The 12831-nt window shown below is 69.9% G+C and carries 13 protein-coding genes; 4 read left to right on the top strand and 9 right to left on the bottom strand.

Going from position 1 to position 12831, the window contains the following annotated elements; all coding sequences use genetic code 11:
• Positions 1–38: 38 nt before the first annotated feature.
• From M4I32_RS01265 to M4I32_RS01255, 3 genes are all read right to left on the bottom strand, one after another.
• Complete coding sequence (locus tag M4I32_RS01265) at positions 39–848, bottom strand: hypothetical protein (protein ID WP_319032674.1); 810 nt, start codon at positions 846–848, stop codon at positions 39–41.
• Between the two features lie 181 nt (positions 849–1029).
• The gene (locus tag M4I32_RS01260; protein WP_319032673.1) at positions 1030–1380 is read right to left on the bottom strand and encodes a hypothetical protein; all 351 of its coding nucleotides are present in this window, start codon (positions 1378–1380) and stop codon (positions 1030–1032) included.
• Positions 1381–1442: 62 nt separating this feature from the next.
• A complete protein-coding gene (locus M4I32_RS01255; RefSeq protein WP_319032672.1) occupies positions 1443–2078 on the bottom strand; it encodes a SagB/ThcOx family dehydrogenase in 636 nt (211 codons plus the stop codon).
• A 220-nt stretch (positions 2079–2298) separates the two neighbouring features.
• Between M4I32_RS01255 and M4I32_RS01250 the strand changes: the two genes are divergently transcribed.
• Positions 2299–3252 (top strand): TIGR03557 family F420-dependent LLM class oxidoreductase, encoded by a 954-nt coding sequence (locus M4I32_RS01250; RefSeq protein WP_319032671.1) that lies wholly within the window; start codon positions 2299–2301, stop codon positions 3250–3252.
• On the opposite strand, the gene M4I32_RS01245 is transcribed toward M4I32_RS01250, so the two are convergent.
• Both M4I32_RS01245 and M4I32_RS01240 read right to left on the bottom strand, forming a co-directional pair.
• On the bottom strand, positions 3242–3766 hold the full coding sequence (locus tag M4I32_RS01245) for a hypothetical protein (protein WP_319032670.1): 525 nt from the start codon (positions 3764–3766) through the stop codon (positions 3242–3244). The two genes, M4I32_RS01250 and M4I32_RS01245, sit on opposite strands and share 11 nt — an antisense overlap.
• 14 nt (positions 3767–3780) lie before the next feature.
• A complete protein-coding gene (locus M4I32_RS01240) occupies positions 3781–4350 on the bottom strand; it encodes a dihydrofolate reductase family protein (protein WP_319032669.1) in 570 nt (189 codons plus the stop codon).
• Between M4I32_RS01240 and M4I32_RS01235 the strand changes: the two genes are divergently transcribed.
• Together M4I32_RS01235 and M4I32_RS01230 are read left to right on the top strand one after the other, a co-directional pair.
• Positions 4349–4975: a hypothetical protein gene (locus M4I32_RS01235; protein WP_319032668.1), complete on the top strand. Its 627-nt coding sequence runs from the start codon at positions 4349–4351 to the stop codon at positions 4973–4975. The genes M4I32_RS01240 and M4I32_RS01235 overlap by 2 nt on opposite strands.
• Positions 4957–5748 (top strand): hypothetical protein, encoded by a 792-nt coding sequence (locus M4I32_RS01230; protein WP_319032667.1) that lies wholly within the window; start codon positions 4957–4959, stop codon positions 5746–5748. The genes M4I32_RS01235 and M4I32_RS01230 overlap by 19 nt, the downstream gene beginning before the upstream one ends.
• 93 nt (positions 5749–5841) lie before the next feature.
• On the opposite strand, the gene M4I32_RS01225 is transcribed toward M4I32_RS01230, so the two are convergent.
• Together M4I32_RS01225 and M4I32_RS01220 are read right to left on the bottom strand one after the other, a co-directional pair.
• Positions 5842–6612 (bottom strand): SGNH/GDSL hydrolase family protein, encoded by a 771-nt coding sequence (locus M4I32_RS01225; RefSeq protein WP_319032666.1) that lies wholly within the window; start codon positions 6610–6612, stop codon positions 5842–5844.
• A 34-nt stretch (positions 6613–6646) separates the two neighbouring features.
• Positions 6647–7690, bottom strand: coding sequence for an LLM class flavin-dependent oxidoreductase (locus M4I32_RS01220; protein ID WP_319032665.1), 1044 nt, complete (start codon positions 7688–7690; stop codon positions 6647–6649).
• 90 nt (positions 7691–7780) lie between these two features.
• Here M4I32_RS01220 and M4I32_RS01215 point away from each other — a divergent pair, with 90 nt between their 5' ends.
• Complete coding sequence (locus M4I32_RS01215) at positions 7781–8419, top strand: phosphoribosyltransferase (protein WP_319032664.1); 639 nt, start codon at positions 7781–7783, stop codon at positions 8417–8419.
• A 10-nt stretch (positions 8420–8429) separates the two neighbouring features.
• On the opposite strand, the gene M4I32_RS01210 is transcribed toward M4I32_RS01215, so the two are convergent.
• Positions 8430–10103 carry a DUF885 domain-containing protein gene (locus tag M4I32_RS01210; RefSeq protein ID WP_319032663.1) on the bottom strand — a complete coding sequence of 558 codons (1674 nt, stop codon included), beginning with the start codon at positions 10101–10103 and terminating at the stop codon, positions 8430–8432.
• Between the two features lie 42 nt (positions 10104–10145).
• Positions 10146–12794 carry a DNA polymerase I gene (polA, locus tag M4I32_RS01205; protein ID WP_319032662.1) on the bottom strand — a complete coding sequence of 883 codons (2649 nt, stop codon included), beginning with the start codon at positions 12792–12794 and terminating at the stop codon, positions 10146–10148.
• Positions 12795–12831: the final 37 nt, after the last annotated feature.

Genomic DNA, 12831 nt, shown 5'->3' with positions numbered 1-12831 from the left:
CGATGCGACGACGATGACGACGTGGCGCAATCTCACCTCTAACCGCCGAACTCGGCCGCGATGACGACCGGAGTCTGGTTCCCGTTGCAGGCCCGCATGATCTCGCCGATCGGGCCTTGGGTTTCGGGGGAGAGCGCTGCGCCGACGGTGCGACCGGAGTCGCTCACGGCCTGCTCGATCTGCGCGTACGCCTCCGCCCGCATGGAGGGTGCTTCTGCCGCGAGGGTTTCGAGGCCGGCGGCGGCGGCGTCCACCCGCGAGGCCCACTCCGTTGCGTCGAAGGCGTCGTACTGCGTGTAGCCGGTGTCGGCATTCACCAGTGCGCTGTAGACCTCGGAGAACTGCTCACATTCCCCGGTGAGCGCCTCATCCTCGGCGAATGCGCTGGCGGAGAATTCCGGCGTGGCGACCCACTCGACTCCCTCCGGGACGACCACGTAGAGGGTCGGACCGGTCTCGGCCGTGATGGGCCAGGAGAGCTCCTGCGTCCCCGCGCAGGAGCCTGTCACGGGCGCCTGTCCCAGCATCATCGAGTCGCCGAGCTCGACCGAGAAATCGCCCCCGCCGGTGCACTCGAACTCGACCACGACCGACGCGGCCTCGTCGGGGATGGCGAAGTCAACGCCGGGGAACTCCGTGGGACCTTCTCCGGACACCGCCGAAGGACCAGGGTCGGCAGCGGTCGGCTCGGGCGTCGCCGATGCCGCGTCGGCGACAGTCCCTGCGACCCGTGATGCGCATCCGCTGAGCAGCATCACGGCGAGCGCGACCGCCGTGAGAAGCGACACCAGTGTGCGCGCCGACCGAATGCCCACCATGGCGGACCTCGGATTGTGCGCGAACGTCATACCAGGTGTCTACCAGGCCGACGCGCGCGCTGTCTCGTCGGCGGACCGGTGACGAAGCTTTGGGTCTTCCTGTCTGTCACCGGTGAGCGGGCACCACTTCTCGGAAGTGCCGATAATGCACATTATGTCAGTTCGTAACGGCCCGCCGCGATCTCTTGCTCCCCGACCGTTCGCCGCGGGCTCAGAAATCGTCGTATTCGTTCCAGCCTTCCGTGCCACCCGAGGGGTCTGCTCCGATCGTCGGCGACGGCATGCCGTAGTGCCGCAGACGCTCGGCCTTGCGATGCATGCGCTCCGTCAGCGCTTCGTCGATGACCTCGTCACCGTCCATGTCCTCCTCGTGCGCGGCGAGTTGGCTCGCCGGTCCGATCAAGACCTCCGAGCGACCGATCGAACCATCCGCTTCTCGCGTCGGCACCTCGATCGTTGCGGATGCTTCGGCTTGCGAGAGAGCCTGCGCGTAATCGAGCAAGGCATGCGCAATTGCGCTGCCGGTGACGAACCAGTCACCTGCGTAGGTAATCCTGTGCATGTTCCATGTGTACTAGGGCAACGGAAGTCGCGGGCGCCCCTTTTCAACTCGCCGCCGATCCGCTAGTGATCACTCGGCCCCGCCGGCAGGATCGCGAGCGGTCGGCTTCCGTGCGGCAAGGAGGGCAGAAGCGCATGGAGGACGGACGCGAGTCCTTCGTCATCAAATCCGCCCACCACGGCGATAGGCAGGTCAAGATCGGCCGCGGCGAGATACAGATTCTGGCTCACGTGGCCGGCCTCCATCCAGGCGTAGCGCTCGCCACGGCGGCCTCGTGGCGGCTGCTCCTCGAAGTGGCGGGTGAGCGCGTCGATCTCCCCCGTCGCGATCACCTGAACCGGGGCTCGGGCGACCCACTCCGCGTCGACGAGCGTCGTCGCCGCGATCGCGGCGCGATGGTCGCCCGCGGCCGCCGGCACGAGCGCGTGGTCCTCGGGACTGTAGAGATACGCGCCGCTTGAGAGGCCCGCGACGTCGCCGGCGATGACGGCGATCGACAGCCGGTGCAGCGCGTGCGCGGAGGGAACGACGCGGCTCCCGCCCGGCTGCATCCCAGAGCCCGCCCACAGCAGTGACGACAGGTCGGACAGGGCGAGCGCTCCCCCACGGAAGACCCGCGTGGTTCTGCGCCGCTCGAGCAACGACGCCAGTGCGCTCGCGCCGTATCGGGGAAGCTCCACACGGTCGGCACCACTCATCCGCCCAGTCTCCCGCCCGCGGAGCACACCACGCACGTTCATCCGGCGCGAATTGCGGATGCCGCGGCATCCGACCCGCAATGTGCGCCGGATGAAGGCCGGGGGTGCGCCGTGGATGAGCGCGCGGGCCGGTGTCCGTCGCGAATCGCCTCATCGGGATGGTTGGGGCGCGGCGAGAACGGGTAAGCCCCTTGTGTCGGCTACGAGACAGGAGCATCAGATGAAGATCGGCTACAAGCTCGGCACGGAGGGGTTCCCTCCCGAAGAGATCATCCGGCAGGCGGTGCGGGCGGAGGAGGCCGGCTTCGACTTCGTCGAGATGAGCGACCACTACCACCCCTGGCTCGAAGCTCAGGGTCACAGTGGCTTCACGTGGTCGATGTTCGGCGCGATCGCCGCGAGGACCGAACGAGTGGGCCTCGTCACCGGCGTCACCTGCCCGACCATGCGCTATCACCCCGCGATCGTCGCGCAGGCCGCGGCCACGATGGCGATCATCTCGGACGGGCGCTTCACGCTCGGCGTGGGCGCGGGCGAGCGACTCAACGAGCATGTGATCGGCATGGACTGGCCCTCGGCCCGCAAGCGGCATGCGATGCTGCGCGAGGCGCTCGAGATCATCCGCCTGCTGTGGTCGGGCGGCTACCGCAACTACGACGGACGCTACCTGCAGCTCGAAGACGCCCGCGTGTTCGATCTTCCGAAGACGCTGCCGGTGATGGCGGTCGCGGCCAGCGGGAACGTCTCGGCGCGCATCGCGGCGGAACTCGGCGACGGGCTGTTCGCCACCGACCCCGAGTCATCGATCGTCGATGCCTTCCGCTCGCATGGCGGCAGCGGGCCGCGCTACGCGGAGGCGCCGCTGGCGTACGCCTCGACTCCCGAGGAGGGCGCGCAGGCCGTGGTCGAGAAGGTGCCGTGGTTCGTCACCGGCTGGAAGGTCATGAGCGAGCTGCCGAACCCCGTCAACTTCGCCTCGGCGACGACCACCGTGCGGGAAGAGGATGCGCTGGCGAACTTCGCCTGCGGCCCCGACGTCGAGCGGCACGCCGAGGTGATCGCGCAGTACACCGACGCCGGCTTCGATCACATCGTCCTGCAGAACGCCGGTCCCGACCCCGACGCCTTCATCGACTTCTTCGCCGAGAAGCTGCGCCCCCGGCTCACCGGGTGACGGGTTCGGAACGACGAGGGCGACGGATGCCGCTGACGGCGAGCACGACGGCGGCGACCATCGCCAGCACGCTTGCGGCGTAGAGCAGACGTGACCACGGCGAGTGGTCCGCTCCCCCGATGCCGTACGCGTCGGCCAGCCCCATGCCGGCGCCGAACGAGGCGATGAAGTAGGCAGGTGCTCCGAACATCAGCATGATCGCATAGGCGACCGCCGTGCCGCGCGGGGTGGCCGCCGCGTTGCGCCCGAGCAGGACGAGCAACAGCAGCGCGAGCCCGCAGCCCAGCCCGAGGATGCCGAGGGTGTAGGACTCCCCCAGTGATTCCCCGGCCGATGCCAGATCGGAGTGGATCTGTGCCAGGGTGCGATCCGGCGCGGCCGCGAGCGGGTTGAGGACGAGGATCTGCACCGCGGCGAGGGCGGCGTAGGCGACCACGAGAACGCTGCCGAGTGCCGCGATGAGAAGCACCGTCGAGCGGTTGCTACTCTCACCCGTGGATGCTTCGTCGGTCATGACCCTCCTCGCCCCTACTCTGGCGCATCCGCGCGCTGCACGTCGAAGATCACTCGGGCGAACTGCCCGACGGCTTTCGCCTCGATGAGGGTGAGCCGGTCGGACTCGATCCGGCGCGGGAACAGGGGCGCCCCCGCGCCGAGGGCCACCGGGGCGATCGAGATGGCGATGCGGTCGAGCGCGCCGGCATCCAGGAACTGCCCCGCGAGGTCTCCCCCGCCCACGACCCACACGTCGCCGCCGTCCGCCGCCGCGCGGATGACAGGCAGCGCATCGGCAACCGGTCCGCCGACGAATCGCACGTCGGCACCCTCGGGCACCGGGAGGTCTCGGGACGTGAAGACGAAGACCGGACGGTCGCCGTAGAACTCGTGCCACTTCTCGGGATGCGCGAGCAGGTCGGACTCGGCGAGCAGCCACTCGTACGTCGTCGAGCCCTCGACCATCACCCGGTGGCCGGAGGGAAGCAGCTCATCGTCGGGCGTCGTACCGTGCGGCACGGCGAACAGCCACCCGAGCGAGTTCGCCTCGTCGGCGATGAAACCATCGAGCGAGGTCGCGGTGTCGAACAGGAATCGCGTCATGCCCGGCACGATACGCCGGGGCGCCGACATCCTGCGGGCGGCGGATGCTGTGGATAACCGCGTGCGCCGGGCGACGGCCCGCTACCGTGAGCGCATGGGGCGCCGACTGCCGATCATCGTGGCGATCGCCGGCGTGCTCGCACTCGCCGCCTGTGCTCCCGAGACGAGCGCCGCCCCCTCACCCGCGCCGAGCGTGTCGTTCGCGACGGATGCCGAGGCGTTCGCCGCCGCCGAAGCCACCTACCGCGCCTACGTCGACGCGCTCAACCAGGTGGATCTGAGCGATCCCGAGACGTTCGAGGCCGTCTACGCGTGGACGACGGGTGATGCCAACGCGAATGCGCGAGAGTATCTGAGCGCGCTACACGCTTCGGGCTCCTCCGTGTCTGGAGACTCCGTTGTGGCCACTTTTGACGCCGTCTCGGAAAACGAATCGGCAGTCGTCGGCAATGCGTGTCTCGACGTTCGAGACGTGCAACTGCGTGACGCCGACGGTGACGCCATCGTGTCGCCGTCCCGGCCAGACGTTCAAAGCTTCCAAGTCTCGTTCATACCTGGATCAGACGGCTTGTTGATCTCAGCCTTCGAAGGAGGTGAGGCAAGCACATGCGCCTTGCTCTGGTGACCGTCGTCTTCGCGCTCCTGTCGGGGAGCGCAACCGCCCAAGGAACCGCTGCGGATTGCGGTGGAGGATTCGGCTGGAATGGTTCCTGCCACGCCACGACCGACGGCTCCCAGGTCGACGTCGGCGGCAGCACGACGCGCCCGGGTTCCTCGGGCGGCGGCGAGGCGGGATCCGGCGACCGCGGCTCGACGCCGAACACCCCCGGCGCCGGCGGCGGTGCCGCCGAACCCGATGCCGCGCCGTGCGCCAGCGACCTCTGCCGTCCTCTGTACACGGTGGTGTCCCTCCCCGACGTAACGGCGGCCGACCTCGCGTCGTTCGTGCCCGCGACGCCGGCCCTCACCGGCGAACCGCACGGCCTCGGCGTCGTGGGCATGCCGACCAACCTGGTCGCGACGGCATCCGCGCAGCAGCTGAGCGGCCCCCTGCTCGACTACGACGTGACGGTGCGCTTTCAGCCGATCGCGTTCCACTTCGACCACGGTGACGGCACGGCGGCCACGTCGGTCTCGGGCGGCGCGCGCTGGCAGGCGCTCGGACTGGCGGAGTACTCCCCCACGCCCACCAGCCACGTGTACACCGCACCCGGCCGCTACACGGCATCCGCCCGCGTGGTGTACGAGGCTCACGTCGATTTCGGGACCGGTTCGTGGCGGCCGGTCGACGGCGCGGTCACGTCCGCGGCGACGACTTATCCCGTGCGCGTCGTCGAGGTGCGCAGCGCTCTCGTCGCGGACACGTGCCTCGCGGCGCCTCACGCGACGGGGTGCTGAGCCTGTCGTGTCGGCTCGTCGCTGCGCTCCTCGCTCAACGACCGAGCACGTCGCCGCGCTCCTCGCTCAACGACCGAAACCTGCGATCCTCGCTCAGCGAGCGGACGGGCCCGACGGCGCCACGCTCGTCCACTCGGCGTACTTCGCCTCGCGACCGTCGCCCGAAGACGTTCCGGTCAGGCGGCGCCGCAGCCACGGACCCACGTGCTCGCGGTAGTACGACCAGCCCCGCGGTCCGGCGACAGTCGCCTCCGGAAGCGACCACCACTCCCCCGCCACCGGCAGACCCAGCGCCTCGAGCACCCGCGCCGCCACACGGTGGTGACCGCGGGCGTTCATGTGCAGGCGATCGGGTGACCAGAACGGCGGGCTCGACAGCACCCGGTCGGGCCAGTTCAGGGCCCGCACGATGTCGTCGCGTCCCTCGGCACGGGCCAGCACGGCACGCGAGAGCTCGTCGCCGCGCCGCTGGATCACGCGCCCCATCGGCAGCTGCGGCGAAGGGTTCGCGCCCGACAGCAGGATCACCGTCACGCCCTCGTCGTCGCAGCGTCGCAGCACCCGCGTGAACGCGTCGGCGATCCGCTCGATGTCGGCGCGCGGCCGCAGCATGTCGTTGCCCCCGCCGTTGAACGACAGGTGCGTAGGCTTCAGTGCGAGGGCGGGCTCGAGCTGCTGCTCGACGATCGGCCAGATCAGCTTGCCCCGAATAGCCAGGTTCGCGTACTGGATGCCGGAGCCCCTCGCGTTCGCCCAGCCCTGCGCCACGAGGTCGGCCCACCCGCGCTGCCGGCCGTCCGGAAGATCGTCGCCGACACCCTCGCTGAAGGAGTCGCCGATCGCGACGTAGCGCACGGATGTCACGGCGTCCACCCTAGGCGCTCGCCCGACGGCGGCATCACGACGAGGCGAGCAGCTCGTGCACCCGCGGGACCACCTGCGTGCCGTAGAGCTCGATGCTGCGCATCATCTTCTCGTGCGAGAGCGTGCCCGTCGAGAACTTCATGTCGAAACGGGTGAGGCCGAGGGCCCGCGCCGTACCCGCGATCTTGCGTGCGACGGTCTCGGGCGACCCCGCGTAGACCGACCCTTCGGGGCCGACGTCGTGCTGAAAGCGCAGCCGGTTGTAGGTGGGCCACCCACGCTCACGGCCGATCGTGTTGTGCAATGCCTCGAACCCCGGGTACGCCTCGTCCCACGCCTGCTGATCGGTGTCGGCGATGTGCCCGGGCGAGTGCACGCCGACGGGCAGCGCCGGCATCCCGAGCGCGTCGAGCGAGCGGTGGTACAGATCGACGAACGGGCGGAAGCGCTCCGGCGCTCCCCCGATGATCGCGAGCATCAGTCCCAGGCCGTGCCGCGCCGCCCGCACGACCGACTCGGGGCTGCCGCCGACCCCGATCCATGCCGTCAGACCGTTCTCGGTCTTCGGGAACACGTCGGCGCCGTTCAGGGGCGCGCGCGTGCTGCCCTGCCAGGTGACCGGCTGCTCTTTCATCAGAGCCGTGAACAGGTCGAGCTTCTCCTCGAAGAGCACCTCGTAGTCTGACAGCTCATAGCCGAACAGCGGGAAGGACTCGATGAACGAGCCGCGCCCGAGGATCACCTCCGCGCGTCCGTTCGAGATGGCGTCCAAGGTCGCGAACCGCTCGAACAGCCGCACCGGATCGTCCGACGACAGCACCGTGACGGCGGTGCCCAGATGGATGCTGCGCGTGCGCGCCGCCGCAGCGGCCAGCACGACCTCGGGGCTCGAGACCGCGAATTCGCGGCGGTGATGCTCCCCGACGCCGAAGAAGCTCAGGCCGACCTCGTCGGCCAGCACCGCCTCATCGACGACGTTGCGGATGGTCTGCGCGTGCGTGAGGGGCTCGCCGTCCACTCCATGGGTGATGTCCCCGAACGTGTCGAGGCCGAGTTGCAGGGTTCCAGGATCGGTCATGATCCGCCTTTCCATTCATGAGCATGCAACGGATTCGGGGGCGTCCTCATTCCCTGTACAGACCGGCGATCAAGAGCGTAGCGTCGGCGCATGGTGGGCGAACGATTCCGTGACCGCCGGGGTGCCGCGCGGCAGCTGGTGCCCGTCGTGCGGGACTGGCTCGAGAAGAACTCCCCGCCACAGGCGCCCGTTGTCGTGCTGGGCATCGCGCGGGGCGGCATGGTGCTGGCGGCCGTGATTGCCGAGGCCCTCGAGGCGCCCCTCGACGTCGCCGTGGTGCGCAAGCTCGGTCATCCCGCGCACCCGGAGATGGCCATCGGCGCCATCGCCGACGGCGTGCGGGTCCTGCGCGACGACAGCCGGGTCTCGGCGGGCGACCTGGCAGCGGTCGAAGAGGCCGAGCAGCGCGAGCTCGCGCGACGCCGCGAGCGCTTCGGCGCCGGGGATCGCGCCCCCGTCGAGGGCGCGACGGCGGTCGTCGTCGATGACGGCGTCGCCACCGGCGCCACCGCTGTCGCCGCATGCCGGGGGCTGCGGGCCCGGGGCGCCGCACGCGTCCTGCTCGCCGTCCCCGTCGCGCCGCCGCTCTGGCAGCCCGAGCCGAGCGCCACCGATGGGTTCATCGCGCTGCAGACCCCGCGGGATTTCTGGTCCGTCGGACAGTCCTACGAGGACTTCGCCCAGACGAGCGACGACGAGGTGGTGCGCCTGCTCGCCGCTGCGCGCTGAGCAGGCCCGATCAGGCGAGTAGGGCGGCGCGCAGGGTGTCGAGCCGCACGCCCCCGATCCCGAGTGCCCGCCGGTGAAACTCCTTGATCGAGAACTCCTCGCCGCGGGCGGCGCGATACGCATCGCGCACCTGCTCCCAGATGCGCTGACCCACCTTGTACGACGGAGCCTGCCCCGGCCATCCCAGGTAGCGGTTCACCTCGAACCGCACGAATTCGTCGGGCATGTTCACGTTCGCGCGCATGAAGTCCAAGGCGTAGCCGGCATCCCACACGCCCCCGCCATCGGGCCTGCGCTTGCGCAGATGCACGCCGATGTCGAGCACGACCCGGGCAGCCCGCATGCGCTGTGCATCCAGCATCCCGAGACGATCGGCGGGATCGTCGAGGTAGCCGAGCTGTTCCATCAGACGCTCCGCGTAGAGCGCCCAGCCCTCCGCGTGCCCCGACGTGCCGGCGAGCAGCCGTCGCCAGGAGTTCAGGGTGCCCCGGTTGTACACCGCCTGACCGATCTGCAGGTGATGGCCGGGCACGCCCTCGTGATACACGGTCGTCAGCTCCCGCCAGGTGTCGAAGTCCTCGACGCCCTCGGGCACCGACCACCACATCCGGCCCGGCCGCGAGAAGTCCTCCGTGGGGCCGGTGTAGTAGATCCCGCCCTCGTTCGTCGGCGCGATGCGGCACTCGAGGCGTCGCACCGGGTCGGGGATGTCGAAGTGGCTCGCCGAGAGCTGGGCGACCGCCACGTCGCTGACCGACTGCATCCACCGCTGCAGCGATTCCGCGCCGTGCAGCCGTCGCGCGGGGTCGGCCTCGAGCAGGGCGACGGCTTGCTCCACCGTCGCGCCGGGGGCGATCTGGTGTGCGACGCGCTCCTGCTCGTCGACCATCCGGGCCAGTTCGGCCAGACCCCATTCGTACGTCTCATCGAGGTCGACGTCGGCGCCCAGAAAGCGCCGGGAATGCAGCGTGTACAGGTCGCGTCCCACGGCGTCGTCGTCGCTGCCCGCCGGCCAGACCTCCTCCCGCAGGCAGGTCGCGAGCCGGTCGTACGCCGCGCGGGCCTCGTCGCCGCGGCGGCCCAGATCCCCGACGAGAGAAGCCGGCACCACGCCCTCGGCCGACGCGGCGGCGGCGACGAAGCTCGCGAAGAAGCCACCGTCGGCCGTGTAGCGATCGATCTGCCCCGCCACCTCGCTCGCCTGACGGCGCGCGGGGACGACACCCGACCGAACGCCCTCCCGCAGCGCCTGGATGTAGCCGTCCACGGCGGCGGGGAGCGCGTCCAAGCGCGCGGAGACAGCGGTCCAGTCCCGCTCCGACTCGGTCGGCATCAGGTCGAATACTCCCCGGATGTCCTGCGCTGCGGAAGCGATCACGTTCACGTCGCGCAGCGCCCAGCGGCTCTCGTGCACCTCGAGATCCGAGCGCAGCGTCGCCGCGAGGTCGGCGTGCGTCACGCGATCGACATCGTCCCGCGGCCGTTCCTGGAGTAGCGCGGCAAGCGTGCGCCGCGCGGCGTCCGCGTACTCCTGCCGGCCGTCCGGGGAGAAGTCGTCGAACCCGCCCGTGTGCTCCTCACGTCCGATGTAGGTGGCGAGGATCGGCGACAGCCGCGCAGACGTCTCGGTCCACGCCTCCGCGACCGCGTCGATCGCCGACGGAGCGCGCTCGCCCGCCGTCATCGGCGCACACCGCATCCGGGGGCCACCATCAGCGCGCCACCATCAGTGCGCCGCCTCGTCCCAGTTGCCCCCGCGTCCGATCTGCACGTCGAGCGGCACGGACAGGTCGGCGGCATCCCCCATGCGATTGCGCACGATCTCGGCGGCGGCATCCCACTCCCCCGGCGCGACCTCGACCACGAGCTCGTCGTGGATCTGCATGAGGATGCGCGAGCGCAGCCCCTGAGCACGCAGGGCGTCGTCGATGCGGAACAGCGCGATCTTCATGATGTCGGCGGCGCTGCCCTGGATCGGGGCGTTCAGAGCCGCCCGCTCGGCGTTCTCGCGCAGCACGCGATTCGGACTCGACAGATCCGGGAACGGCCGCCGCCGTCCGAAGATCGTCTCGGTGTATCCGTCGATCTTCGCCTGCGACACCGACGCGCGCAGATAGTCGCGCACCGCGCCGAACCGCGCGAAGTACTCCGTCATCAGCTCCTTGGCCTCGCTCTGCTCGATGCGCAGCTGCTTCGACAGTCCGAACGCCGACAGCCCGTAGACGAGGCCGTACGACATCGCCTTGACCTTGGTGCGCATCGGCGCGGTGACCTCCCCCGGGTCTACGCCGAACACCCGCGCGCCCACGAAGCGGTGCAGGTCCTCGCCCGAGCGGAAGGCCTCGATCAGCCCCGGGTCCTCGGACAGATGCGCCATGATCCGCATCTCGATCTGCGAGTAGTCGGCCGTCAGGAGCGTCTCGTAGCCCTCGCCCACCTCGAACGCCGCCCGGATGCGGCGGGACTCCTCGGTGCGCACGGGAATGTTCTGCAGGTTCGGCTCGGTGCTCGAGAGCCGCCCGGTCTGGCTGCCCGTCTGCAGGTAGGTCGTGTGGATGCGGCCGTCCGCGGCGATCGCCGCGTCGAGCGACTCGATGATCTGCCTCATCTTGGTCGCCTCGCGGTGCTCGAGCAGGAGGTTGAGGAAGGGATGCGGCGCGCTCTGCTGCAGGTCGGCGAGCACCGCCGCATCGGTCGAGTACCCGGTCTTGGTCTTGCGGGTCTTGGGCAGCTGCAGCTCCTCGAACAGCACCTCTTGCAGCTGCTTGGGCGAGCCGAGGTTCACTTCGTGCCCGATGGTGTCGTACGCGGCGCGCGCGATGCGCTCGGCGCGCTCGGCCAGTTCCACCGAGAATCCGCTCAGCTTGTCGTGCGACACGGCGACTCCGGTCAGCTCCATGTCGGCGAGCGCCCCGACGCTCGGGATCTCGATCACCCGCAGCACCGCCCGCACCGACTCGGGCATGTCGTCGTGCAGTTCCGCCCCCGCGCGCACCGTGTACCACGCGAGCTGGCCGACGGTGGCCCCCGGCGATTCGGGGACGAGCTGGTTCGGATCGGCCTCGGGCAGCCGCTCGTGCAGGTAGCGGTCCACCAGGTGCGCGAGGGTCTTGTCGGGCAGGTTCGGGCGCAGCAGCCAGCCCGCGAGAAGGGTGTCGAAGACGACGCCCCCGAGCCGAACGCCGACGCGGCGCAGCGCCTTCACCTGGGGCTTCGCGTCGTGCAGCACCTTGGGTGCCTCCGACGACAGCCACGGCTCCAGCACGGAGTGGGTCGTGGCCTCCGGATCCCATTCGACCTCGACGGCGCCGCGGGTCGTCGACAGGCCGACCCGCAAGGGCAACCCGCCGGCGACGTCGACCGTCACGCCCACGCCCCCGACCTCGGTGGATGCCGCGTCGCGCAGCCACGCCTCAAGACCCGCGGCGTCGGGGCGATCCGGCTGCGGCGCCTCGACCTCTCGCTCGGGCTCGGAGGCTTCGCCCGATCCTGTCGCCTCGAAGACGCGCGGCATGAGGGTGCGGAACTCGAGTCGTGCGAAGACGTCGCGCACGGCCTGTGCATCGATGGGACGCGTGACCAGCTCGTCGAGCTGCACGCCCACCTCGACGTCGGTGAGCAGCCGGTTCAGCGAGCGGTTGCGGCGCACGTCGTCCAGATGCTCGCGCAGGTTGCCGCCGACCACGCCCTTGATCTCGTCGGCGCGCGCGAGCAGATCATCGAGGGTTCCGAACTGCGTCAGCCACTTCACCGCGGTCTTCTCGCCGACCTTCGGCACGCCGGGCAGGTTGTCGCTGGTCTCGCCGACCAGCGCTGCGATGTCGGGGTACTGCTCCGGGGCCAGCCCGTACTTCTCGACCACCGCGGCCGGGTCGTAGCGCTTCAGCTGCGAGACGCCCTGCACGTTCGGATACAGCAGCGTGACGTCATCCGTGACGAGCTGGATGGTGTCGCGATCGCCCGAGACGACGAGCACGTCGTACCCCTCGCCCGCCCCGCGGGTCGCGAGCGTCGCAAGGATGTCGTCGGCCTCGATGTCCTCGAGCTGCAGCACCGGGATGCGCATGGCCGCGAGGCACTCCTGCAACAACGGGATCTGTCCCTTGAACTCTGCCGGCGTCTCGCTGCGATTGGCCTTGTACTCGGCGTACTCCCGCGTGCGGAACGAGACCCGCGAGGTATCGAAGGCGACGGCCAGATGCGTCGGGCGCTCTGCCTTGATCAGGTTCACGAGCATCGACAGGAAGCCGTAGATGGCGTTCGTGTGCTGGTGGTCCTTGGTGGTGAAGTTCTCGACGGGGAGGGCGAAGAAGGCCCGGTACGCCAGCGAGTGGCCGTCGACGATCATGAGGGTAGGCTTTGCGGAATCCGGCACCCTGACAGCCTAGTCAGCGGCTCCGACGGCGGCCGGT

It is taken from the genome of Microbacterium sp. LRZ72 (genome assembly GCF_033792225.1).
GTDB lineage: Bacteria > Actinomycetota > Actinomycetes > Actinomycetales > Microbacteriaceae > Microbacterium.
This window is presented reverse-complemented; position numbering and strand designations above follow the sequence as displayed.

Bases quoted from the DNA above. Each gene is read 5' to 3' on its own strand.
- M4I32_RS01245 (WP_319032670.1), bottom strand. From the start codon at position 3,766: ATGACCGACGAAGCATCCACGGGTGAGAGTAGCAACCGCTCGACGGTG.
- M4I32_RS01255 (WP_319032672.1), bottom strand. From the start codon at position 2,078: ATGAGTGGTGCCGACCGTGTGGAGCTTCCCCGATACGGCGCGAGCGCA.
- M4I32_RS01230 (WP_319032667.1), top strand. From the start codon at position 4,957: ATGCGCCTTGCTCTGGTGACCGTCGTCTTCGCGCTCCTGTCGGGGAGC.
- M4I32_RS01215 (WP_319032664.1), top strand. From the start codon at position 7,781: ATGGTGGGCGAACGATTCCGTGACCGCCGGGGTGCCGCGCGGCAGCTG.
- M4I32_RS01240 (WP_319032669.1), bottom strand. From the start codon at position 4,350: ATGACGCGATTCCTGTTCGACACCGCGACCTCGCTCGATGGTTTCATC.
- M4I32_RS01220 (WP_319032665.1), bottom strand. From the start codon at position 7,690: ATGACCGATCCTGGAACCCTGCAACTCGGCCTCGACACGTTCGGGGAC.
- M4I32_RS01210 (WP_319032663.1), bottom strand. From the start codon at position 10,103: ATGACGGCGGGCGAGCGCGCTCCGTCGGCGATCGACGCGGTCGCGGAG.
- M4I32_RS01250 (WP_319032671.1), top strand. From the start codon at position 2,299: ATGAAGATCGGCTACAAGCTCGGCACGGAGGGGTTCCCTCCCGAAGAG.
- M4I32_RS01260 (WP_319032673.1), bottom strand. From the start codon at position 1,380: ATGCACAGGATTACCTACGCAGGTGACTGGTTCGTCACCGGCAGCGCA.
- M4I32_RS01235 (WP_319032668.1), top strand. From the start codon at position 4,349: ATGCCCGGCACGATACGCCGGGGCGCCGACATCCTGCGGGCGGCGGAT.
- M4I32_RS01265 (WP_319032674.1), bottom strand. From the start codon at position 848: ATGACGTTCGCGCACAATCCGAGGTCCGCCATGGTGGGCATTCGGTCG.